Annotated in this window: 18 protein-coding genes; 13 read left to right on the top strand and 5 right to left on the bottom strand. The window is 70.6% G+C overall.

Features of this window, described 5'->3' with window-relative positions:
- Positions 1 to 50: 50 nt before the first annotated feature.
- Complete coding sequence (locus tag AB0D14_RS08050) at positions 51 to 764, bottom strand: TetR/AcrR family transcriptional regulator C-terminal domain-containing protein (protein WP_362776202.1); 714 nt, start codon at positions 762 to 764, stop codon at positions 51 to 53.
- A gap of 84 nt (positions 765 to 848) precedes the next feature.
- Here AB0D14_RS08050 and AB0D14_RS08045 point away from each other — a divergent pair, with 84 nt between their 5' ends.
- The 3 genes from AB0D14_RS08045 (at position 849) to AB0D14_RS08035 (ending at position 3,886) form a co-directional block, all read left to right on the top strand.
- Entirely contained in the window at positions 849 to 1,829 is a 981-nt protein-coding gene (locus tag AB0D14_RS08045; protein WP_362775955.1) for an ATP-binding cassette domain-containing protein, read from the top strand.
- Positions 1,826 to 2,614, top strand: coding sequence for an ABC transporter permease (locus AB0D14_RS08040; protein WP_362775954.1), 789 nt, complete (start codon positions 1,826 to 1,828; stop codon positions 2,612 to 2,614). The genes AB0D14_RS08045 and AB0D14_RS08040 overlap by 4 nt, the downstream gene beginning before the upstream one ends.
- A gap of 75 nt (positions 2,615 to 2,689) precedes the next feature.
- Positions 2,690 to 3,886, top strand: coding sequence for a CaiB/BaiF CoA-transferase family protein (locus AB0D14_RS08035; protein WP_362775952.1), 1,197 nt, complete (start codon positions 2,690 to 2,692; stop codon positions 3,884 to 3,886).
- Positions 3,887 to 3,942: 56 nt separating this feature from the next.
- Here the strand turns inward: AB0D14_RS08035 and AB0D14_RS08030 are convergent, their stop codons facing one another.
- The 3 genes from AB0D14_RS08030 to AB0D14_RS08020 form a co-directional block, all read right to left on the bottom strand.
- Positions 3,943 to 4,212, bottom strand: a complete 270-nt coding sequence (locus AB0D14_RS08030) for a hypothetical protein (RefSeq protein WP_362775951.1) — start codon at positions 4,210 to 4,212, stop codon at positions 3,943 to 3,945.
- A 115-nt stretch (positions 4,213 to 4,327) separates the two neighbouring features.
- Positions 4,328 to 5,113 (bottom strand): anti-sigma factor, encoded by a 786-nt coding sequence (locus AB0D14_RS08025; RefSeq protein WP_362775949.1) that lies wholly within the window; start codon positions 5,111 to 5,113, stop codon positions 4,328 to 4,330.
- Entirely contained in the window at positions 5,110 to 5,652 is a 543-nt protein-coding gene (locus tag AB0D14_RS08020) for a sigma-70 family RNA polymerase sigma factor (protein WP_362775947.1), read from the bottom strand. The genes AB0D14_RS08025 and AB0D14_RS08020 overlap by 4 nt, the downstream gene beginning before the upstream one ends.
- A gap of 288 nt (positions 5,653 to 5,940) precedes the next feature.
- Between AB0D14_RS08020 and AB0D14_RS08015 the strand changes: the two genes are divergently transcribed.
- From AB0D14_RS08015 to AB0D14_RS08000, 4 genes are all read left to right on the top strand, one after another.
- Positions 5,941 to 7,482, top strand: coding sequence for a DUF4331 domain-containing protein (locus tag AB0D14_RS08015; RefSeq protein WP_362775945.1), 1,542 nt, complete (start codon positions 5,941 to 5,943; stop codon positions 7,480 to 7,482).
- A gap of 159 nt (positions 7,483 to 7,641) precedes the next feature.
- Positions 7,642 to 9,267 carry a hypothetical protein gene (locus AB0D14_RS08010; RefSeq protein WP_362775944.1) on the top strand — a complete coding sequence of 542 codons (1,626 nt, stop codon included), beginning with the start codon at positions 7,642 to 7,644 and terminating at the stop codon, positions 9,265 to 9,267.
- A 113-nt stretch (positions 9,268 to 9,380) separates the two neighbouring features.
- On the top strand, positions 9,381 to 11,108 hold the full coding sequence (locus AB0D14_RS08005) for a sulfite exporter TauE/SafE family protein (RefSeq protein ID WP_362776200.1): 1,728 nt from the start codon (positions 9,381 to 9,383) through the stop codon (positions 11,106 to 11,108).
- Positions 11,109 to 11,149: 41 nt separating this feature from the next.
- A complete protein-coding gene (locus AB0D14_RS08000) occupies positions 11,150 to 12,847 on the top strand; it encodes a serine/threonine-protein kinase (protein WP_362775942.1) in 1,698 nt (565 codons plus the stop codon).
- On the opposite strand, the gene AB0D14_RS07995 is transcribed toward AB0D14_RS08000, so the two are convergent.
- Entirely contained in the window at positions 12,831 to 13,640 is an 810-nt protein-coding gene (locus AB0D14_RS07995; protein WP_362775941.1) for an SGNH/GDSL hydrolase family protein, read from the bottom strand. The two genes, AB0D14_RS08000 and AB0D14_RS07995, sit on opposite strands and share 17 nt — an antisense overlap.
- A 238-nt stretch (positions 13,641 to 13,878) precedes the next feature.
- Between AB0D14_RS07995 and AB0D14_RS07990 the strand changes: the two genes are divergently transcribed.
- The 6 genes from AB0D14_RS07990 (at position 13,879) to AB0D14_RS07965 (ending at position 22,349) form a co-directional block, all read left to right on the top strand.
- Positions 13,879 to 14,328 carry a hypothetical protein gene (locus tag AB0D14_RS07990; protein WP_362775939.1) on the top strand — a complete coding sequence of 150 codons (450 nt, stop codon included), beginning with the start codon at positions 13,879 to 13,881 and terminating at the stop codon, positions 14,326 to 14,328.
- Between the two features lies 1 nt (position 14,329).
- Positions 14,330 to 15,424, top strand: a complete 1,095-nt coding sequence (locus AB0D14_RS07985) for a GNAT family N-acetyltransferase (protein ID WP_362775938.1) — start codon at positions 14,330 to 14,332, stop codon at positions 15,422 to 15,424.
- A gap of 365 nt (positions 15,425 to 15,789) precedes the next feature.
- Positions 15,790 to 16,656: a glycosyltransferase family 2 protein gene (locus AB0D14_RS07980; RefSeq protein WP_362775936.1), complete on the top strand. Its 867-nt coding sequence runs from the start codon at positions 15,790 to 15,792 to the stop codon at positions 16,654 to 16,656.
- Complete coding sequence (locus AB0D14_RS07975) at positions 16,653 to 17,645, top strand: glycosyltransferase family 2 protein (RefSeq protein ID WP_362775934.1); 993 nt, start codon at positions 16,653 to 16,655, stop codon at positions 17,643 to 17,645. The genes AB0D14_RS07980 and AB0D14_RS07975 overlap by 4 nt, the downstream gene beginning before the upstream one ends.
- Complete coding sequence (locus AB0D14_RS07970) at positions 17,642 to 18,451, top strand: polysaccharide deacetylase family protein (RefSeq protein WP_362775932.1); 810 nt, start codon at positions 17,642 to 17,644, stop codon at positions 18,449 to 18,451. Before AB0D14_RS07975 ends, AB0D14_RS07970 begins: the two co-directional genes overlap by 4 nt.
- Positions 18,444 to 22,349 carry a polysaccharide biosynthesis C-terminal domain-containing protein gene (locus AB0D14_RS07965; RefSeq protein ID WP_362775931.1) on the top strand — a complete coding sequence of 1,302 codons (3,906 nt, stop codon included), beginning with the start codon at positions 18,444 to 18,446 and terminating at the stop codon, positions 22,347 to 22,349. Before AB0D14_RS07970 ends, AB0D14_RS07965 begins: the two co-directional genes overlap by 8 nt.
- Positions 22,350 to 22,436 lie beyond the last annotated feature (87 nt).

The following is a 22,436-nucleotide window of genomic DNA, read 5'->3' as shown; positions in this document are numbered from 1 at the left end:
CGCACCCGCACCCGCACCCGCAAACAGCCCCTCCCCTGTCGTCGGGGCTTTCAGCGAGACGGGTCGAACCCGTCGAGCACCCGCTCAAGCGCCCGCTGGAACACCCCCTCCAGATCGATCGGCCCCGAGTCCTCCATGAACGCCGCCGCCATCCGCGGATACGCCCCGCTCGCCACCTGGCTCCCCAGATAGGCGCCCCGCACCGCGTTCTCCTGCTCCTCCGACCACGGCAGCGCCCGTGCCCGCTCAGCCGTGGCCAGCTCGTTCCCGACGTACGCCGTCACCACGCCGTTGATCATCGCGACCAGCTCGAACTTCGTGCCGTACGTGCCGTCGAAGGAGTCCAGGCAGGAGAGGCAGTGCTCCAGGTACCTCAGGGCGTGGGGGCTGAAGCCGTACACCGGTGACATCAGAGCCGGCAGCCAGGGATGCCGGTGCATGAGCCTGCGGGTCTGATGCGCGACCCGGAGCATGTCGGCACGCCAGTCCCCCGCCGGCTCCCACAGCTCATGCTCGGCGCCGACGGCGTCCACCATCAGCTCGGACAGGTCCTCCTTGCGCGGCACGTAGTTGTAGAGCGACATCGTCCCGCAGCCCAGCTCGGCCGCGACGTGTCGCATCGAAACAGCGTCCAGCCCCTGCGCGTCCGCGATCCGCACAGCCGCGGCCGCGATGTCGGCCCGGGTGAACGCTGGCCGCGGCCCCCGCCCCGTCCGCTCGGGTCGGGCCCAGATCACTTCGGGTACGTCGGCACGTCCTGCCATCGGTGTCGCCAGTCCTGCCATCGGTGGATCCTGATACTCCCATCCTAGTTACGTACAGCGTACGTAATGCGCTATGGTCAATCCATGACTACTACGTACGGTGTACTTAGTGAGGGTCTGGAGAAGCGCTTCGGGGACGTCCACGCCCTTCAGGGGCTGGATCTCGCGGTGGCCGAGGGAACCGTCTGCGGACTGCTGGGCCCCAACGGCGCGGGAAAGACCACGGCGGTACGGCTGCTCACCACCCTGCTGCGCCCCGACGCCGGGTCCGCCCGGGTCGCGGGACACGATCTCGTACGGGAGCCGGACGCCGTGCGCCGCGCGATCGGCGTCGCCGGGCAGTACGCCTCGGTCGACGGCGACCTCACGGGCCGGGAGAACCTGCGGCTGTTCGCGAAGCTGCGGCGCCTGCCGAGGGCGGCCGCCCGGGCCGAGGAACTGCTCGACCGCTTCGAGCTCACCGGCGCGGCGAACCGGCTCGCGTCCACCTACTCGGGCGGTATGCGACGCCGCCTCGACCTGGCCGCCAGCCTGATCACCCGGCCCGCGGTGCTGTTCCTCGACGAGCCGACGACGGGACTCGACCCGCACAGCCGCAACCAGATCTGGGAGACCGTGCGCGCCCTGAAGTCCGAGGGCACCACCGTCCTCCTCACCACCCAGTACCTGGAGGAGGCGGACCAGCTCGCCGACGACATAGTGCTCGTGGACCGGGGCCGGGCCTCGCACTCGGGAACGCCCGCCGAACTCAAGTCGCTCATCGGCTCGTACGCGGAGGCGGTCGTCGCCCACGCGGACGCCATGGCGGGCGCGGCGGCCGTGCTGGACCAGCTGACCGGCTCCGCACCGGACTTCGACCAGGAACGGCGTGCCGTCGGCGTGGTCACCACCGACCCGACGCTCACCCTTCCGCGACTCGTACGCGAACTCGACGCCGCCGGTGTGCCGTTGCTCGACGTGAGCCTGCGGCCGCCGACCCTCGACGACGTCTTCCTCCGTCTCACCGACGGCCTGACCGACGGCGTGACCGATGGCCCGTCCGACGGCAAGGAGCTTGTGACATGAGCACGTTGGCCTTGGCGTACGACGGAACGGCGATGCTGGGCCGCCAGCTGCGGCGGATCCGGCACAACCCGGGACTGCTGATCCTCACCCAGACCATGCCCATCACGATGCTGCTGTTCTTCGGCTACGTCTTCGGCAGCGCGCTCGCGATGCCCGGCCAGGAGTACCGGGCCTTCCTCGTACCGGGGCTGCTGGTCGCGACGGCGGCCAACGGCATCATGACGGGCATGTTCCAGGCGGCCCAGGACTCACACCGGGGTGTGACGGACCGCTTCCGTACGCTGCCGATGAGCAGGGCCGCCGTGCCGCTCGGACAGGCCGCCGCCGACCTCGTCGTCACCGCCGCGGGCACGGTGCCGCTCCTGCTCGTGGGGCTCGCGGTGGGCTGGCGGATCGAGGGCTCCGCGCTCGAAGCGGCCGCCGCCCTGGGGCTGTTGCTGCTCTTCCGGTTCGCGACCACCTGGGTCGGGATCCTGCTGGGGCTCGCCTCGCGCAGCGAGGAGGCGGCCGGACAACTCGGCGGCGCGACGTTCATCCTGCCGCTGCTGTCCAACGCGTACATTCCGACGGACAATCTGCCGGGCTGGCTGCGCACGGTCGCCGAGTGGAATCCGATCAGCGCGGTGACCGCGGCTCTGCGGGAGCTGTTCGGGAACGCGCCGGTCGCGGCCGACGGCGCCTGGCCGGTGACGCACCCCGTCGCGGGGTCGCTGGCCTGGTGCGCGGTCCTCATCGCGGTGTTCATGCCGCTCGCCGTCCGCCGGTACGCGAACGGCGGACGCTGAACCTTCGCTCGCAGCCCCTGCGCATGCCCGGCCCCTGCATGACAAAGCCGCTGCGCACGGGTCATGATCCCTCGCATGGAGCCGCTTCCCCTGCCCCTGGAGGGCATCACCGTCGTCGCCGTCGAACAGGCCGTCGCCGCCCCCTTCGCCACCCGGCAGCTCGCCGATCTCGGGGCCCGGGTCATCAAGGTCGAGCGTCTCGACGGTGGCGACTTCGCGCGTGACTACGACACCGCGGCCGCCGGTCTCGCCTCGCACTTCGTGTGGTGCAACCGCGGCAAGGAGTCCATCGCCCTCGATCTGAAGGACCCGCGCGGGCTCGACGTGGTGCGCCGCCTCGTGGCCGGCGCCGACGTCTTCGTGCAGAACCTCGCGCAGGGTGCGGCCGCGCGGCTCGGCCTGGACGCGGCCACGCTGTGCGCGGCGCACCCGCGGCTGATCTCGGTGGACATCTCGGGTTACGGGGCCTCGGGGCCCTACGCCGGCAAGCGCGCGTACGACATGCTCGTGCAGTGCGAGGCGGGTCTTGTGTCCGTGACGGGGACGGCCGGGCAGCCGGTCAAGGCGGGCATTCCGGCGGCCGACATCGCGGCGGCGATGTACGCGTTCTCGGGGGTGCTCGCGGCGCTGGTGCGGCGCGGGACCACGGGACGCGGCGGACCGGTGGAGGTGTCGATGCTCGACGCGCTGACGGAGTGGATGGGGCATCCCCTGCACCATGCGATGCACGGAGGAACTCCTCCGGCGCGTACGGGTCTCGCGCACGCCGTCATCGCCCCGTACGACGGCTATCCGACGGGCGACGGCGGGAGGGTGCTGCTGTCGGTGCAGAACGACCGGGAGTGGCGCCGGCTCGCCGAACAGGTGCTGGGGCGGCCGGATCTGGCGCACGATCCCGCCTACGCGACGAATGCGGCGCGGGTCGAGAACCGGGAGCGTACCGACGAACTGGTCGGCGGGGCACTGGTGGCGCTCAGCTCACAGGAGGCGGTGGCGCGTCTGGAGACGGCCGAAATCGCCTGCGCGCTGCTGAGGGACGTACGGGAAGTGGCGGAGCATCCTCAGCTGGCGGCGAGGGACCGGTGGCGGGAAGTGGAGTCACCGGTCGGGCCTCTGAGGGCTCTGCTGCCGCCGATCACGCTGCCGGGCGGGGACGCGGCGAAGATGGGGCCCGTACCCGCACTCGGGGAACACACCGGGGCGCTGCTGCGTGCCGTGGGGATGACGGACGATGAGATCGCAGCGCTGCACCGGGACGGTGTGTCCGCCTGAGCGCGGGTCGGGGTTCTGCTCGGATTCGGCCGCCTGTCAGCGACCGGGGCCGCCGGTCAGCGGCCGCCGAACAGGGAACGGCTCAACCGGCGAAGCGGTGCGAAGAGCGAGACCCGCCTCACTCGCGCGCCCCTGCCCGTGCGGTCGTGCGTGGTGTCACGTGCGGTGAGCTCGCGCATCAGTGACGTCGCCTCGGCCGATTCCCGCTGAGGGATGGCGGGGCCACCCATCACCGAGAGATGACGGTCGAGGCGCGAACTGGTCGCGCTGCTTCCACACGTGATCGCAGGGACTCGCGCCCTGCCACGCACTGTTATCTGTTCCATGTCACTCCCCACCCATACGAGGGCACCCGGCCCGGGCAGGTTAACCCTATCGCTCCCTCGACACACTCGCGTATCCCGGGCACGGGATTCACCTACCCAGAACGGGCGTTGGCAATTACTCTCCGAATCCGAGTGATTCCAGGGCGAGTTGGACAACCGGTGCGGTGGTGGGCTGCGGAGATCCGCCCTGCGGCTCGACGGTGACAGCGAGTGAGGTCGCGTCCGGGTTCAGTCCGGTGGCGACCAAGGGCGTGTCGCCGTCGAGAAGTCCCAGGGAACGCGGTTTCCCCTCCGGTCGCATGAGCCACAGCTGGTTGACCCTCTCGTTCGAAGGTGTGGCGAGACCGGCGGAGGTCACCACGGCGGTGTGCTGCGAGGCGGACGCGACGACGCCGATGCCCTGGCCGTTCGCGTCCCGTCCGGCGCCCGAGCGGGCGTCCGGCGCCGCGAGAACGTGGGCGATCTCACGTGCCTGCGCCCTCTCCTCGTTCAGCTGGTCCTGCGTGCGGGCCGCCTGTGTGCCGAAGAGCGCGGCGACGACGAGGGCGGCGGCCGCCGTGGTGGAGGCGAGCGGCATGAGGAAGGGCGAGAAGGGCGAACGACGGGCGCGCGACACCGGGCGTTCCGCACGGGTGCGTGCCTGCGGCTGCGCGCGGGTCTGCTCCTGAGGGGTCGTCCGTACGGCCATGAGGACCCGGTCGCGCATCGCGGCGGGGGCCGGGGCGGCCGTGGACCAGGCGAGGCGGACCGCGTCCTCACGCAGGGCGCGCACCTCGGCGGCGCAGCTGCCGCAGCGCTTCAGGTGCTTCTCGAATCGTTTGTGCTCATGGGGCTCCAGCGCGTCGAGGGCGTACGGGGCGGCCAGCGAGTGCAGTTCGCCCTGCCGGAAGATGCTGGTCATGCGACACCTCCCAGGCAGTCGCGCAGCCGCGTGAGTCCGTCGCGCATACGTGTTTTGACCGTGCCGAGCGGCAGCGAGAGCCGTTCGGCCACTTCACGGTACGTGTAGCCGTCGTAGTAGGCGAGGGTGACGGACTGGCGCTGCAGGGCGGTGAGCCGGTCCAGGCAGCGGCGTACCCATTCCCGTTCGAGACCGGCCTCGACCTCCTCGGCCACATGGTCGAAGGCGGGGCCGTTCGCCCGCCGGGCCATGCGCAGTTCGCGCTCCGAGGCGGCGCGGGCGCTGCGGACCCGGTCGACCGCCCTGCGGTGCGCGAGGGTCAGGACCCAGGCGAGTGCGCTGCCCCGGCCGGGGTCGTAGCGCGCCGCGGAGCGCCAGAGTTCGAGGAGCACCTCCTGCGCCACCTCCTCCGACTGGGCCGGGTCCCGCACCACCCGGCGTACCAGCCCGAAGACCGGCCCGGACACGAGGGCGTACAGATCCTCGAAGGCTTTCTGGTCCCCTCCGGCCACGCGCACCAGGAGTTCGTCCGCCTCCACCCGTTTCCCCCTTCACCGACACCGACCTTGAACGGTCTGTCCCGACCGACCTTGAACGGTCTGTCCCGTCCTCACGTATTCGGCGCAGGAACGCCGTCGGATGGGGTTACGGATCAGCCGCTCGAAAACGCGGGTGAATCCCGAACCAATCCTTATCTCCCCCGGCTCCGAATGGCGTGCATCAGGCAACACCGACCGACGCGGTACGAGCGCGGGAGCGACCACTCGAGAGGTCGCTCCGGCCGACATCACCGCCGGGACACAGCTTTGGGACAGAGGACGGACGGCATGACACCTTTCACCAGTGGGTTCGTGGGGCGCAGGAGCCTCGTGACCCTTGTCTGCGGTGCGCTGGCCACCGGCGGGCTCGCGGCAGCCGGCGTGACCGCGCTCGCACCCGGGACGGCGAGCGCCTCCAGCCACCGGGAGGCTCCGCTCATCTCGGGGCAGCCGCAGTTCGACAACACGGACGTGTACGCGTTCGCCAGCCCCGACAAGGCGGACACGACGACCCTCGTCGCGAACTGGATCCCGTTCGAGGAACCGGCCGGCGGCCCGAACTTCTTCACGTTCGCCGAGGACGCCCAGTACGACCTGCACATCGACAACAACGGTGACGCGCAGGGCGACCTGGTCTTCCGCTACACGTTCAAGACGCACGTCAAGAACGACAAGACCTTCCTGTACAACACGGGCCCGGTCGAGAGCCTCGACGACCCGGACCTCAACATCACGCAGACCTACGACATCGACCTGCTGCAGCTCAAGGACCAGCACCTGGTCAAGAAGACGAAGTACGCGGACGACGTGCCGGTCGCGCCGTCGAACGTCGGCAAGGCGTCCATGCCGGACTACGCCAAGCTCCGTTCCCAGGCGGTGCACGAACTCCCGGGCGGGGCGACGACGTTCGCCGGTCAGGCCGACGACCCGTTCTTCCTCGACCTGCGCGTCTTCGACCTGCTGTACGGCGGGAACCTGTCCGAGGTCGGCAATGACACGCTGAAGGAGTACAACGTCAACTCCGTTGCCCTGCAGCTGCCGAACGACGTGATCCAGGAGTCGGCCGAGCAGCCGATCGTGGGCATCTGGTCGACGACGCAGCGCAGGAGCGCCAGCGGTGAGTACCGGCAGGTCTCGCGCCTCGGCATGCCGCTCGTGAACGAGGTCGTCAACCCGATCAAGGACAAGGACAAGTTCAACGCGTCCTCGCCCTGGAACGACGGCGACTTCCTGAAGAACGTCACCGAGCCCGAGCTGCCGAAGCTCATCGAGGCGATCTACAAGATCGACGCACCCGACGAGCCCCGTAACGACCTGGTCGACGTGTTCCTGAAGGGCGTCGAGGGCCTCAACCAGCCGCCGCACGTCACGCCTTCGGAGATGCTGCGCCTCAACACCTCGACCAAGCCGGCCGCCAAGGAGAAGCGTCTCGGTGTGCTGGACGGCGACAACGCGGGCTTCCCGAACGGCCGTCGTCTGGGTGACGACGTGCTGGACATCGCGCTGCAGGTCGTCGAGGGCGAACTGCTCGGCGCCAAGAACGACCTGGGTGACGCGGTCGACAAGAACGACCAGAAGTTCGAGAAGGCGTTCCCGTACGTCGCTCTGCCGACCTCCGGTTCGCGCGGACCGCTGGCCAAGGGCACGACCGGCACCAACGACGTCCGCAACCAGCTCGGTGACGCGCTGCAGCCCGCGGGCGGCACGACCGGCACGGGCGGTATGGACGACACCACGCTGATCACCGTCTCGGCGGCTTCGGGCGCGGCAGGGTTCCTGCTCGTCGGCACGGGCGTGCTGTGGTGGCGCGGCCGTCGCCGGGCCTACTGAGCCGCACCTCTGACTGGCGCGGTCCGTGCGTATCCGTCCCCCACGGCGCGCGGGCCGCGCCACCCGCAATACCGCTGCACCGCTGCACCGCTGCACCGCTGCACCGCAACACCCACTACGTGAACCACCTTTTCCACCATGGCGATTGAGGAGAGCGCAATGTCCCCGCGTAGCAACGACGACGCGCAGGAGAGGGATCTCGCCGACGACACGGCCGACGCTGCCGACGCGACCGACGCTGCCGCAGCACCCGAGGCACCCGGGACTCCCGAGCCGGCTGAGACAGCTGAGATGGCTGAGACGCCTGAAACCGTCGAACCGGCTGGACCGGTTGAAACGGTTGAAACGGTTGAAACGGTCGGGACAGCCGATGTCGCTGAGACGGCTGACGTGGCCGCGACGGCCGGCACGGTCGGGACCGGACAGCGCGTTCCCGGTGGGCGCCGGGAGTCCGGGCGGCTCCGGGTGCTGCATCTCACGGCCTGCGCCGTCGCTCTCGCCGTCGCGATGACCGCGGGTGCCGTGGTGCTGGGCAACAGGGACGACGGCGGTACGTCCACGGTGTCGTCCGTGCCCGGGCTCGCTCCCGAGCTGCTGGCCGGCGGCAGCCTGGCGTCGAGCATCTCCGCGCTGCAGTCCCACCTCAAGGCGCAGCCCAAGGACTCGGGCGGATGGGCCACGCTGGGCATCGCCTACGTCGAGCAGGCCCGCACCGGCGGCGACCCGTCCCGCTATCCGCAGGCGCAGCGCGCGCTGGAGCGGTCGCTGAAGCTGAGCCCCGACAACGATCCGGCGCTCGCGGGCCGGGCGGCGCTGGCCGCGGCCCGGCACGAGTTCCCCGAGGCGCTGCGGTACGCGGACAAGGCCCTGGACGAGAACGCGTTCAGCGAGCGCGCGCTGTCCATCCGTATCGACGCCCTGGTCGAACTGGGCCGGTACAAGGAGGCGTCGAAGGCCGCCGACGAGGCCGACTCCCGCCGCCCGGGCGTGCCGGTCTTCACCCGGTACGCCTACGTACACGAGCTGCGCGGCGACGTCCGTACGGCGCGCCGCGTCCTGGAGCAGGCGCTGGCCGGGGCCACCGCGCCCGGCGACGTCGCCTACGTGGCCTCGTCGCTGGGCCAGCTCTCCTGGCGCGAGGGCGAGTACGGGACGGCGCTGAAGTACTACGAGCGGGCTCTGCGGGCCGACGCGGCCTATCTGCCGGCGCTGGAGGGACGGGCCCGGGCGCAGGCGGCGAACGGGGACCGGGCGGCCGCGATCCTCGGGATGGAAGAGGTCGTGGGACGCTTTCCGCTGCCGGGCCCGCTGGTGGTGCTGGGCGAGCTGTACGAGGCACGTGACGGCGAGGAGGACCGGGCGAAGGCCCGCGACCAGTACGCCCTGGTCAACGCCTGGACGGCGCTGGCCCGCGCGAACGGTGTCAACGCCGACCTGGACACCGCCCTCGCCGCGGCGGAGCACGGCGACCGCAAGGCCGCCCTGCGCGCAGCCCGTGCCGAGTGGGAGCGCCGGGAGACCGTCCACACCGCGGACGCGCTCGCCTGGGCCCTGCACGTCAACGGCCGCGACGACGAAGCCCTGCCCTACGCCCGCCGCGCCACGGCGACCGGCTACCGCGACGCGACGTTCCTCTACCACCGCGGCATGATCGAACGCGCCACGGGCCACAAGAAGGAGGCCCGCGCCGGCCTGTCGTCGGCGCTGAAGCTCAACCCGGGCTTCTCGCCGGTGGGCGCGAAGGTGGCCGAGAAGACACTGACGGCGCTGGGCGGTGCCCAGTGAGCGCCTTCGCCGTACGCGGCCTCCGCTCCCGCCTCGCCGCCCGAAAGGCGTCCCTCGCCGACCGAAAGGCGTCCGTGCGCCGTCGCACGTTCGGGTCCTGCGTGGCCGTGCTCATGGCCGCCTGCGCACTGGTGCTGATCCCCTCCGGGACGGCCTCGGCGCATCCGCTCGGCAACTTCACCGTCAACCGGTACGACGGTCTCGTCGTCGCTCCCGGAAAGCTGCGGGTCCTCCACGTGGAGGACCTGGCGGAGATCCCGGCGACCCAGGCTCAGCCCGCCATCGACAAGGCGGGCATGGGCAGTTGGGCCCGACAGCGGTGCGAGACGGCGGCCGGTAAGAGCCGGGTGACGGTGGGCGGGAAGGCTGCCGCCCTGACCGTCGGCGAGAGCCGTGCCCGGGTGCGGCCCGGACAGGCCGGCCTCAAAACCCTCCGGGTGGAGTGCCGTTGGACGGCCCCGCTGCCGGACGGGAACCTGTCGCTGCGCTTTCGCGCCTCCGTGGACGACGGGCCCGGCTGGCGCGAGGTCACGGCCCGCGGTGACCGGACGACCCTCACCTCCTCCGACGTACCCGAGAAGTCCCTTTCCGGTGAACTGACCAAGTACCCCGCCAAGCTGCTGTCGTCGCCGGCGGACACGGCGACCGCCGCGCTGCGCCTGCGGCCGGGTGGACCCGCGCTCGTCGAGGAGAACTCCGACGCGCCCGCCTCATCCGTACTGCCCCGTGGCGCCGACCGCTTCACCCGCGCGTTGGACGACCTGGTGTCCCGCCAGGACCTGACCTTCGGTTTCGCACTGCTGGCCCTGGCCATCGCGGTCCTGCTCGGCGCGATGCACGCGCTCGCGCCGGGTCACGGCAAGACGCTGATGGCCGCGACGGCCGCGGCGCGCGGCGGCCGGGCGGGCCTGCGTGACGTCCTGCCCCTGGCGGCGTCGGTGACCATCACCCACACCCTCGGGGTGGCGGCGCTGGGCCTCCTGGTCACCGCCGGCTCGGCGGCGGCGCCCTCCGTGGTGACGTGGCTGGGTGTCGCGAGCGGCGTCCTCGTGACGGCGGCCGGCACCACACTCGTACGACGAGCCTGGCGGAACCGGGGCCCGGCGCACTCGCCCGCTCCGGCGCACGAACACGATCACGATCACACGCACGATCACGAAGACGGCCATACGCACGACCACGGCCACACCCACGCGCATGGTCACGAGCACGGCCATACCCACGAGCACGGCGACGGCCACAGCCATGAGAACGCGCACGGCGACACCCACGTGCATGCCGCCGCCCACGAGCGCCAGCTCGTTCTCGCGCACTCCCACGCCGACGCCGAGGCCCGGCCCGCCGGGCGCGGCCACGCGTCGGCGCTCCTGGAAACGCCCACGCACGGACACGGTGACGGCCATTCCCACGCGTCCAAGCGTTCCGGCGCCGGACGTCCCAGGGGCAACACCCACACCCACACCCATGGCGGCTTCACCCACACCCATGAGATCGCGCCGACCCTGCGCGGCACGATCCTCCTCGGCTTCGCCGGTGGTCTGGTGCCGAGCCCCTCGGCCGTCGTCGTCCTGGTGGGCGCCGCCTCGCTCGGCAAGGCCTGGTTCGGGCTCCTGCTCGTCCTCGCGTTCGGCCTCGGACTCGCCCTGACGCTCACGGCGGCCGGGGTCGCCGTGGTCAAGCTGGGCAGCGGGGTGAGCCACGTGCTGGCGACCCGCTCGCGCTGGGCCGACAGTCCGGTGACCGCGCTGGTGCGCAGGACCGTGCCGCTGGGGTCCGCGTTCGTCGTCGTAGCCCTTGGGGTCGGATTGGTGTTCAAGGGGGCCGCAACCGCACTCGGTTGAGCTACTTTTGTTCAGAATCGTGCGGATGCCAGCGGATGCTGATGGGGGGGGCGCCCGTGTCCGAAGAACCGGGTAGTGAGCGTGTGATCGCGGGTCGCTACCGTCTTCTCTCTCCGCTGGGCGAGGGCGGGATGGGGACGGTGTGGCGTGCCCGCGACGAGGTGCTGCACCGCGAGGTCGCCGTCAAGGAGGTGCGGGCCCCGGGCGGGCTGCCGGGACCTGACGTCGAGCGGATGTACGCCCGTCTGGAGCGTGAGGCGTGGGCGGCGGCCCGGGTCTCGAACCGCAATGTGGTGACGGTCTACGACGTGGCCATGGAGGACGGCCGCCCGTGGATCGTGATGGAGCTGATCCGCGGGATCGCGCTCTCCGATCTTCTGGACGCCGAGGGCCCGTTGACCCCGCAGCACACCGCCGACATCGGCGCGGAGGTGCTCTCCGCCCTGCGGGCCGCGCACGAGGCGGGGGTCCTGCACCGGGACGTGAAGCCCGGCAACGTCCTGATCTCGAACGACGGCCGTGTCGTACTCACCGACTTCGGTATCGCCACGGTCGAGGGCAGCTCGGCGCTCACCATGACCGGTGAGGTGATCGGCTCGCCCGAGTTCCTCGCCCCGGAGCGGGCGCTCGGCCGTACGCCGGGGCCCGAGTCCGATCTGTGGTCACTCGGCGTGCTCCTCTACGCGGCTGTCGAGGGCAACTCCCCGTTCCGCCAGAACACCCCGCTCAGCACCCTGCGCGCGGTCGTCGACGAGGAGTTGCCGGCTCCGCTCCGGGCGGGACCGCTCGCGCCGGTCATCGAGGGCCTGCTGCGCAAGGACCCGGCGGAGCGGATGTCGGCGGCGGACGCCGAACAGGACCTGCGGATCATCGCGGCCGGCGGCACGCCCCGTACGGGGACCGCGCCCTACTCGCCGACGGTCGCGGCACTCCCCCAGCCGGCCGCGACCCGGCCGGCCCCCGTCCCCGCGTACACACCCTCCGCCCCCGGCCCGCGGCAGACCCCCACCGCCACGACAACGACCTCGGGGCCCGCTCACCCCCGGCGCGCCATGATCGTGGTGATCGCGGGCCTGGCCGCTCTCGTCCTCTCGATCGCGGGCCTGACCTACGTCCTGGTCAACCGCGACGACGGAGGCAACGGCACCGACAGCTCCGACGGCGGGACGACCGGCGGTTCGACGGGCGGCGACGACAGTGCCAACGGAGGTACCGGCGGGGGCGATACCGACAGCGGATCCCCGACGGGGAGCTCGGGCACGAGCAAAACGGACGGCAGCGGGTCGACCACCGGTGGCGGGCAGACGACGCCCGCGCCCACCCAGTCCGTGCGGGTGACGGTCTCGGGCTCGCACACCGGCTACACCGGCGCCTGCCCGCCGCCCGACGCGGAGGCTCCCACCTTCACGGCGACCTTCACCGTGGGTGTCGTACCGGCGGACGTGGAGTACCGCTGGGTGACGGAGACCGGCGAGGTGTCCGACCCGGGCTGGAAGACCCTCTCGTTCCCGGCGGGCGGCGGGAAGACCGGACAGAACTCGGTCGTCGTGACAACGTACGACGCGTCCGGGACGTACGAGAACAAGATCGGCGTGGAGGTCCGCAGCCCGCAGCGGACGAAGTCGAACTCGGTGGCCTTCTCGGTCACCTGCCGGACGGAGACCCCGACGGACGGGGCCTCCGCCTCCGCTTCCTCTCGGGCGTCCTCCCCGAACGGAGCGGTCAGGCTGCGGCGGTGAGGACGGGCAGGTAACCACCCGACTGGCCGGACGCGGTCGGGTGGTAGGACTCGCTGATGTTCAGCAGGTTGATGCTGTGCAGCCAGGCGCTGCCCGAGCAGATCTCATGGCCCGTGAAGGTGGAGCGTACGTCGCCGAAGGTGAAGCCGTGGTCGGCGGCACGCTTGGCGATGGCGCTGTCCAGGTAGTCGGCGGCGCCGTTGATGGCGGCCCGTTCCGTCTCGGAGAGACCGGCCAGGCAGCTGCCGCTCAGCTTGTAGAAGCGGGGGTAGCCCAGGACGACCACCTGGGCCGCCGGAGCCTTGGCGCTGATCGCCGAGTAGACCGAATCGAGTTTGCCGGGGAGCGTCGAGTCGACGTACGCCTTCGCCGTGTTGACGCGGGCCACACAGGCGCTGTCGGACTGCAGGACACAGGTCGTCATGACGTCGAGGAAGCCCGCGTCGTTGCCGCCGATCGAGATCGAGACGAGGCCGGTGCCGGAGCCGAGCGGGCCCAGCTGATTCGCCAGAACATCACCCGTACGAGCGCCCGAGCAGGCCGTGAAGTCGAACGACGAGGGTGAGTGGGCGGCCGCCCAGAGGTAGGGGTAGGCCTTCGTGCTGCGCTTGCAGTCGCCGCTGGAGCTGAGGTAGCTGCCCGCGCCGACGCCGGAGGAGTAGGAGTCGCCGAGGGCCACATAGCCCGTGGCGGCGGCTTGTTGGGACGCCTGGGCCGTCGTCGCACCGGTGAGCGCGAAGGCGGTGGCGAGCAAGAGCGAGGTCACGTATGCCGTAAGTCGGGAACGTCTCATGGAACCTCCCTTTAGCACGATCTCTGCCGTAACTTTCGTACCAGCTACGCGTGTCGACAGGAAGTGTCCATGCCAAGACCTTTGCGGACCTACCGTGACCTCCCCCCTCCGTTCACCGCTTGTTCGGTTTCATGCACATGACAACCGAGTGAGGGAAAGGCGCCCACGTCTTGACTGCCCCCGGACAGCTGCGCGACATTGAAGCCCGGCATCCGGCGCTTCAGGGGGCAAGTCGCCCATGCAGACCATAGGTATCAAGTCATCTCCATCAAATGCATCAGACCCGTCCACATCGGGTGGTGACGAGCGGTCGTGGCAGGGTCCGGGGAGGGATCTGCTGCCACTGCTCGCGGGGGCGGCCACCACGATCGCGGGCATCGGCGCCGTACTGGCGCTCGTCGACGTGGACTCGCCCCTGCGCGCTCCGTTCACGCTCTTCTTCCTGCTGGCCGCGCCCGGAACCGCCGTCGCAGCCGCACTGCGAGGCCTGGAACCGTTCGGCCGCGTCCTGGCGTCGCTGTCGGCCGCGGTAGCCGTCAATCTCCTGGTCGCCCAGGGCATGCTCGCGGTGCACCGGTGGTCGGCCCCTGGCGGAATCGCGGCCGTGGCCGCGCTCAGTTCCCTCATTCTCCTGCTGGTCCTGGTACGGCGGCTGCGCGGCCGTACGGTGAGAAGACGGGCTTCCTGACATGGACATCGGCGTGTACCGTCCCGGCGACCTGACCTCTGCCGACCGGTCGGCATGGACAGCTCTTCAGTCCAAGGCCCACCTGCAGGGCACGCCCGAACTCGCGAACCCGTTCCTGTCACCGGAGTTCGCACTCGCCGTGGGCCGCTGCCGCCGTGGTGTGCGGATCGCCGTCGTCAGGGAGAACGGCGAGCCCGCGGCGTTCTTCCCGTTCCAGACGACCGCCTCGGGCGTCGGCAGAGCCGTCGGCCTGAGCATCTCGGACTGCCAGGGCCTGGTCCACCGGCCGGGCTTCACCTGGGACGCACGCGAACTGCTGCGGGCCTGCGGACTCGCCGTGTGGGAGTTCGACCACCTGGCGCAGGGCCAGGCGCCGTTCGAGGCAGGAGCCCGCGGCACCTTCCCGTCCCCGGTCATCGACGTCGACCAGGGGTACGAGGCCTATCTGAGCCACCTGCGCACCCAGGCCCCGAAGTTCACCCGGACCACGCTCGCCAAGGAGCGCAGGCTGGGCCGCGACCACGCGGACGTACGGTACGTGCACGATGAACGCGACCCCGAGGCGCTGCGCACGCTGATGCGGTGGAAGTCGGCGCAGTACCGCAGGACCGGGCGCGTCGACCGCTTCGCGCAGGACTGGATCTCACGGCTGGCGCATCAGCTCTTCCACAGCCGTTCCGAGACGTTCGCCGGGCTCCTGTCGGTGCTCTACGCGGGCGGCGAGCCGATCGCCGCGCACTTCGGACTGCGCTCGGAACGCGTGCTGGCGTGCTGGTTCCCCGCGTACGACCCGGCATTCGGAACCTACTCCCCCGGTCTCATCCTGCATGTGCGTATGGCCGAGGCGGCAGCCGCCGACGGCATCGCCTATCTGGATCTGGGCCGGGGCCAGAAGGATTACAAGGACTCCCTCAAGACACGGGAACTCACCGTGTCCGAAGGGTGGGTTGCGCGCCGCCATCCCGTGGCGCTCGGACACCGGGCGCGACGCGCCCCCGTCCGGGCACTGAGGAACACGGTGCTGTCGCGGCCGGAGTTGTTCGAGCCGGCCGACAAAATGCTCAAACGGATGGGGAAAATCCGTTCGAGTCGTTAGGTAACAGCCAAACCGACGAAAACATGAGGCCTTCGTTTCAGGCCTTGCCATATCGTCACAATCATCAATACCGTCGTACATCCACCCGCATCGGCCCATCGGTGCACATGCGATCTAGGGGAGGGCTCAAGATCGCGACGAGGGGCCGGCGTGGGGCGCGGTAGGGGGGTGCCGTGCTCGGTGACAGCAGTTGTGCCGAGTCGTGCCGCGCGACCGACCCAGACAGTCGGCCAGTTCTGCCAGCTCACACGGCGTGAACGGAGATCTATTTCGGCATGCCGTAAGTGAGAAACCCCCCTTTCGAACCGGACAAATGCCGGACCGCCCGGGGGTGGGCGGTCCACCGGACGAGAGGGACCAGACTCATGACTTCTTTTCTGCGCCCGGCGGTTTCGGGCCAAGAACAGATCAAAGAGCAGGTACAGGATCAAGCTCAAGTTCAAGCTCAAGATCAGATCACAGCCGGCAAGTACCGATTCATATCGACTCACCTGGCCATAGCGCCTCCGGTGAGCGTCGTGATTCCCGCCATGAACGAGGCGGAGAATCTCCCGTACGTCTTCAAGTCGCTTCCGCAGTGGATACACGAAGTGGTTCTCGTCGACGGAAATTCCACCGACGACACCGTGCAGGTGGCCCGCGAGCTGTGGCCTGACGTCAAGGTCGTCGAGCAACTCGGCAAAGGCAAGGGCGACGCCCTGATCACCGGTTTCGCGGCGTGCACCGGCGACATCATCGTGATGGTCGACGCGGACGGCTCGGCCGACGGTCACGAGATCGTCAGTTACGTCTCCGCGCTGGTCTCCGGCGCGGACTTCGCTAAGGGCTCGCGGTTCGCCAACGGCGGCGGCACGGACGACATGACGCCGATCCGCAAGCTCGGCAACTGGGCGTTGTGCACAGTCGTCAACCGCAAGTTCGGCGCGCGCTACACCGACCTCTGCTACGGGTACAACGCCTTCTGGCGGCACTGCCTGGACAAGATCGACCTCGACTGCACGGGCTTCGAGGTGGAGACCCTGATGAACATCCGGGTGGTCAAGGCGGGGCTGAAGGTCCAGGAGATACCGAGCCACGAGTACCTGCGGATCCACGGCGCGAGCAACCTGCGGGCCGTGCGGGACGGGATCCGGGTGCTCAAGGTGATCCTCAAGGAGCGCTCCAACCGGCGGTCACTGCGCCGCAGACCGCACGCCGTGGCGCTCAACTCCCGTACAGGAGAGGCGTCTTGAGTACTCCGGACATCTCCGTGGTCATCTGTGTCTACACCGAGGACCGCTGGGAGGACATCCTCGCGGCGGTCTCCTCGGTGCGGGCGCAGTCCCGGCCCGCACTGGAGACGCTCCTGGCCGTGGACCACAACCAGGCGCTCCTGGACCGGCTCTCCAGGGAGTACAAGGAGACACAGGAGGTGCGGGTGCTCGCCAACGCGGGCCCCCGTGGCCTGTCCGCGGGCCGCAACACCGGCATCGCCGCCTCCCGGGGCGACGTCATCGCCTTCCTCGACGACGACGCGGTGGCCGAGCGCGACTGGCTCCTCCACTTCGCCGAGGGGTACGGGGATCCGCGGGTGATGGCCGTCGGCGGCCGGACGATGCCGATCTGGGCGTCGGGCCGCCGGCCTGTCTGGTTCCCGGCGGAGTTCGACTGGGTCGTGGGCTGCACGTACAAGGGCCTGCCTGCCGGCCGGGTCCGGGTGCGCAACGTACTCGGCGGCAACGCCTCGTTCCGCCGTACGGCCTTCGACGCGGCGGGCGGCTTCGCGACCGGTATCGGACGCGACGGCGACAAGCGGCCACTGGGCTGCGAGGAGACGGAGCTGTGCATCCGTCTCACCCGCGCCCGGCCGGACGCGGTGCTGCTGATCGACGACCGGGCGGTGATCCACCACCGGGTGCCGGAGGTACGCGAGCACTTCGCCTACTTCCGCACGCGTACGTACGCCGAAGGTCTGTCGAAGGCCCTGGTCGCCCGGAGTGTCGGCGCGGGGAAGGGCCTTGAGTCCGAGCGGCGCTACACCACGCGGGTACTGCCCGCCGGAATCGCGCGCGGACTGCGCGACGCCCTGCTCGCCCGCCCCGGCGGCGCGGGCCGGGCCGCCGCCATCGTCGCCGGAGTGGCGACGGCGGTGGGAGGGTATGTGGTCGGGAGCGTCCGGGCGCGCAGGAGTGGGGCTGCGTTCTCGGCCCCGGTCGTGCGGAGCGAGGGGGCCGAACGATGAGTGGATCACGCGAGCCACGCGTGCCGATCCTCATGTACCACGCGGTGGCCACGGCGCCGAACGACGCCACTCGCGCGCTGTCCGTGACGCCCGAGGCGTTCTACGAACAGATGGCGCTCCTGAGCGGAGCGGGCTTCACTCCGGTCGACACCGCTCAGCTGGCCAGGAGCTGGCGTGCCTCGGGGCCGCTGCCCGAGCGACCCGTACTGATCACCTTCGACGACGGCTACGAGGGTGTGCACCGGCATGCCCTGCCCGTGCTCTCCCGGCACGGTTTCGCGGCCACGCTGTTCGTGTCCACCGGCTGGCTGCGCGGGGAGTACGACACCGGGGGCGGTCTCGACGAGATGCTCGACTGGGACCAGGTGCGCGAACTCGCGGCCTCGGGCGTCGAGATCGGCGGCCACAGCCATACGCATCCGCAGCTGGACCAGCTGTCCGACGACGCACTCTGGTCCGAGCTGCTGCGGTGCCGGGAGATCGTCACCGACGAACTGGGCGCACGCCCCGCGTCGTTCGCGTATCCGTACGGCTACTCCAGCCGCCGGGTGCGCCGGACCGTGCGCGAGGCGGGCTTCACCCAGTCGCTCGCCGTGGGCAACGCTCTCGCGCGTCGCCGCCAGGGACCGTACGCGCTGCGGCGGGTCACCGTGCGCCGCGGCACCGGGATCGAGGAGTTCGAGCGGCTCGTCGAGGGCCGCGCGATCACCCGTACCTTCGCCAGGGACCGTGCCCTCACCAAGGGGTACTCCATGGTCCGCAGAGCACGACAGGTTCGCCGGAAGGCCATCCGTTCCCGTGTCTGACACGACCACGGCTCAGGCCGACACTCCCACGCCCGATCCACCCGAGCAGTCCGGGCGCCGCCTCCGCCTGCCCCGGCTCGGCCCGTCGTCCGGTGGCAGCCAGCTGTTCCGCAACGCCTATGCCCTGATGCTCAACACCGGCATCTCCGCCGTTCTGGGGCTCAGTTTCTGGCTGGTCGCCGCCCGCTACTACTCCGAGTCGGCGGTCGGCCAGGGCTCCGCCGCGATCGCCGCGATGAAGTTCCTCGCGGGCCTCACCGCGGTGACGCTGACGGGCGCCCTGGCCCGGTTCATACCGGTGGCCGGACGGGGCGCCGGGCGGCTCATCCTCCGTACCTACATGGGCAGTTCGGTGGTCGTGGCGCTGGCCGCGGTCGTCTTCCTGCTCACTCTGAACCTCTGGGGCCCCTCGTACCGTTTCCTGCACGGGCCCCTGAACGGGATCGGCTTCATCCTGGCGGTCGTCGCCTGGTCCGTGCTGACGCTGCAGGACGGGGTGCTGACCGGGCTGCGGAGCGCGCTGTGGGTGCCCGTCGGCAACACCGTGTTCTCGGCCGTGAAGCTGGCGCTGCTCGTGGCGTTCGCCGCGGCGATCCCGACCATGGGCGTCTTCGTGTCGTGGGTCGCGGCCATCGCGGTGTCCGTACTGCCCCTGGGCTGGCTGGTGTTCCGCCGCCTGGTGCCCCGGCATGTGAAGGCGACCGCGGACGCCGCCGAGCCGCCCACCACGAAGGAGATCGGACGGTTCCTCGCCGGTGACTACACCGGCTCGCTGTTCTCGCTCGCCGTCGTCTACCTCGTCCCGGTGATCGTCGCCTCGCAGGTCAGCTCGGCCGACAACGCGTACTTCTACATCACCACCACCATCGGCGGCACGGTCAACCTGCTCGCCATCAACATGGGCGCCTCGCTGACCGTCGAGGGCTCGCACGATCCGGCGCAGCTCGCGGCGAACACCCGGGCGGCCCTGCGCCGGATGGCGCGGATCATGCTGCCGGTGGCCGGGGTGCTGTTCTTCGGAGCGCCCTGGATCCTCGGCGTGTTCGGCCAGGCGTACGCGGACGCGGCGACGCCGCTGCTGCGCTGGTTCGCGGTCGGGGCGGTGCTGCGGGTCGTCATGGAGACGTACTTCGCGGTGCTGCGCGCCCAGAGCCGCACCAGCGGACTCGCCTGGCTGCAGGGCCTGTTGTGCCTGCTGGTGCTCGGCCTCACGCTGATCCTGCTGCCCCGGATGGGGCTGACCGGCGCGGGCGTCGCGGAGATCTCCAGCCTCGCGGTGATCGTGACGCTCGCCGCTCCCAAGCTGTACCGGATCGTCAGGACCGCGCCGCCCGAGGTCGTTGTGCGGGACGCGGCGCCCGACGGGGACCTGGCCGACCTGGGCGCCCGCGAGGTGCCCGCGCCACAGCGGGCCGAGCTGGAGAAGGGGCACGGGCCGTCCTGGGCGCAGCGGCTCGACCCGGACACCCTGGCGCTCGGCGTTCAGCTCGACTTCGACCACCTGGAGCGGCGGCCGGACGTACGGCCGGGGCCGGGAACACCGCCCACCGGGGCACCCGCGGTCGACCGGCCGAGCCGCGCCTCGCGGCCCCGGCCGGACCACCGGCCCACCTGGGCGCTGAAGGCTCCTCCTCAACTGCCCGCGTCCCGCGTGGAGGTGGGCCTGCCCGTCGAGAAACGCGAACCGGGCTCGGAGACCTCCCTCAGCCCGTCCGAGATCGAGGTGGACGCACCGTTCGAGTCGCCGATCGGCGGGGCCACCGAGGAGTCGCAGGACACACCGGAGGGCGTACGCGAAAAAAGCGCGTCCGGAGCCGCCGGAGCAGCACGGGAGGCGGACGGGCCCGGACAGTCGGCCCTGCCGGAGTCCTGGTGGGAGCGGCTGCGGCCGACCCGGCTCGGGATGCTGCTCGGCTGTCTGCTCACGGCCGCGCTCGTCCTGTACTGGGTGCCGGCGTCCGGGCTCGGGGAGCGCGATCTCGACCGGATGGGCGGGCTAGGCCTGATCTCCGTCCTGCCGACGCCGACGCTGGTCGGGGCCGGGCTGCTGGTGACGGTGTTCGCCTCGCTGCTCTGGCTGGGCCGCGAGCACAAGGGCCTGCTCCTGGTCACCCTGCTGGCCACGGTGGTGTCGCTGCACGCGTTGCCCGCGGTGATCGAGACCGAACCGCGGTTCGCGACGGCCTGGCAGCACCTCGGGTTCATCGACTACATCGACCGCACCGGGTCGGCCGTGCCCGACCTCGACGCACGCTGGAGCTGGCCGGGCTTCTTCGCGGCGGCCACGTTCATCTCCAAGGCCTGTGGGGTCGACGACCTCACCGAGGTCATCCGCTGGTGGCCGACAGCCATGCAACTCCTCTACCTGGCACCGCTGTTCCTGCTGGCCCGCCATATGCGCGCGAGCTGGCGCGCCCGGTGGACCGGCATCTGGATCTTCGCGCTCAGCGGCTGGGTCGGCCAGGACTACTTCTCTCCGCAGGGCTTCACCTACCTGCTCTACCTCGTCTTCGTGGCAATCCTCCTGGTGTGGTTCCGGGCGCCGCGGGTGCTGTGGACGAAGGCACGGCCCGGCGAGCTGGAGGTCGAGCCGACCGACCGGCGCCAACGGGCCGTACTGCTCATGGTGCTGATCGGCCTGTTCGTGGCGACCGTGCCGGCCCACCAGCTGACGCCGTTCGTGATGCTGGGTGTCCTCGCGGTCCTCGTCCTGGCCGGCCGCTCCGAACTCCGGGGCCTGCCGATCCTGTTCGCCGTCGTGGTCAGCGTGTGGATCGGTTTCCTCGCCGAGCCGTACTGGTCGGGGCACTTCGACGAGCTGTTCGGCGGGGTCGGCGGGGTCGGCAGCAATGTGTCGTCGTCGGTCTCCGGCCGGATCGGCGGGGGCAGTTCGACCCACAAGCTCGTCCTCTACGCGCGCGTGGCGCTGGCCGGCGGTGTGATGGCGCTGGCCTGCTGGGGCTGGTGGCGACGGCGCGACCACAAGTACCGCGAGCGGTCGCTGCTCGTCCTCACCTTCGTCCCGTTCCTCGGTTTCGGCATGCAGTCGTACGGCGGCGAAATGGCGCTGCGGGTCTTCATGTTCGCCCTGCCGGGCGCGGGCCTGCTCGCCGGCCTCGCGCTCTTCCCGCGGACCGGAGTCACCGCGAAGGAGCGGGACCAGGACCGGGTGAGCCTCGCACCGCTCGCCGCCCTGATGGCGGGCCTCGTCCTGATGAGCGGCTTCCTGGTGGCCCGCTGGGGCAACGAGCCGTTCGAACGGATCAGGCCGGGCGAGGTCGCCGCCATGGAATACGTGTACGCCCACGACGAGCCGACCGCCCGGCTGCTGTGGATGAGCGACGACACGGTGAACAACGTGACGCCCGCGATGCCGTGGGGCGCCCGGGACATGGAGAAGGTGAACTACGTACCGACGCTCGCACCCGCCGACCCCGTGCTGGTGTCGAGCCTGGTCAAGGCGCTGAAGGAAGCGGGCCCGAACTCGTTCCTCATGATCAACCGCAGCCAGGTGACCTACCTCCAGCTGGACATCGGCTACTCCAAGACCTGGGACGACCGCCTCATCCGCAACCTGGACGACCGGCAGGAGCTCCGCAAGGTCTTCGTCAACGACGACGTGTCCATGTACACCTTGCGCGAACAGTCCGAGGGCAGGGTCCCGAAGGCCGACCCCGGCCCGATCGGGCCCCAGGTGACCTGGACATCCTGGTCGGTCGTCGGAGGGCTCGCGGCGATCGCCCTGCTCGTCCTGCTCACGGCCCGCGAGGTGATCCGGGTCGCCGTCCGCCCGAGCGTGCGGCAACTGCAGTGGCTGCAGAGCAGTTTCTGGTTCTCACTGCCGCTGCTGGCGGTGCTGCTGGCTTCGCTGGTGCAGAGGTTCCTGACGATGGCTTGAGGTGGTGGCCATGGCTTGAGGTGGTGGCCCTGGCTTGAGGCGGCGGCCATGGCTTGAGGTGGTGGCTTCCACGTACGCGGTCAAGCG

Source organism: Streptomyces sp. NPDC048484 (assembly GCF_040651415.1).
In the GTDB taxonomy this organism is placed as follows: domain Bacteria; phylum Actinomycetota; class Actinomycetes; order Streptomycetales; family Streptomycetaceae; genus Streptomyces.
Note: the sequence above shows the minus strand (reverse complement) of the source record. Positions and strands in the feature narration are given on the sequence as shown.

Bases quoted from the DNA above. Each gene is read 5' to 3' on its own strand.
- AB0D14_RS08035 (WP_362775952.1), top strand. From the start codon at position 2,690: ATGGAGCCGCTTCCCCTGCCCCTGGAGGGCATCACCGTCGTCGCCGTC.
- AB0D14_RS08010 (WP_362775944.1), top strand. From the start codon at position 7,642: ATGTCCCCGCGTAGCAACGACGACGCGCAGGAGAGGGATCTCGCCGAC.
- AB0D14_RS07980 (WP_362775936.1), top strand. From the start codon at position 15,790: ATGACTTCTTTTCTGCGCCCGGCGGTTTCGGGCCAAGAACAGATCAAA.
- AB0D14_RS07985 (WP_362775938.1), top strand. From the start codon at position 14,330: ATGGACATCGGCGTGTACCGTCCCGGCGACCTGACCTCTGCCGACCGG.
- AB0D14_RS08030 (WP_362775951.1), bottom strand. From the start codon at position 4,212: ATGGAACAGATAACAGTGCGTGGCAGGGCGCGAGTCCCTGCGATCACG.
- AB0D14_RS07995 (WP_362775941.1), bottom strand. From the start codon at position 13,640: ATGAGACGTTCCCGACTTACGGCATACGTGACCTCGCTCTTGCTCGCC.
- AB0D14_RS07970 (WP_362775932.1), top strand. From the start codon at position 17,642: ATGAGTGGATCACGCGAGCCACGCGTGCCGATCCTCATGTACCACGCG.
- AB0D14_RS08040 (WP_362775954.1), top strand. From the start codon at position 1,826: ATGAGCACGTTGGCCTTGGCGTACGACGGAACGGCGATGCTGGGCCGC.
- AB0D14_RS08005 (WP_362776200.1), top strand. From the start codon at position 9,381: ATGGCCGCCTGCGCACTGGTGCTGATCCCCTCCGGGACGGCCTCGGCG.
- AB0D14_RS08045 (WP_362775955.1), top strand. From the start codon at position 849: ATGACTACTACGTACGGTGTACTTAGTGAGGGTCTGGAGAAGCGCTTC.
- AB0D14_RS08000 (WP_362775942.1), top strand. From the start codon at position 11,150: ATGGGGGGGGCGCCCGTGTCCGAAGAACCGGGTAGTGAGCGTGTGATC.
- AB0D14_RS08050 (WP_362776202.1), bottom strand. From the start codon at position 764: ATGGCAGGACGTGCCGACGTACCCGAAGTGATCTGGGCCCGACCCGAG.
- AB0D14_RS08015 (WP_362775945.1), top strand. From the start codon at position 5,941: ATGACACCTTTCACCAGTGGGTTCGTGGGGCGCAGGAGCCTCGTGACC.
- AB0D14_RS08025 (WP_362775949.1), bottom strand. From the start codon at position 5,113: ATGACCAGCATCTTCCGGCAGGGCGAACTGCACTCGCTGGCCGCCCCG.
- AB0D14_RS07990 (WP_362775939.1), top strand. From the start codon at position 13,879: ATGCAGACCATAGGTATCAAGTCATCTCCATCAAATGCATCAGACCCG.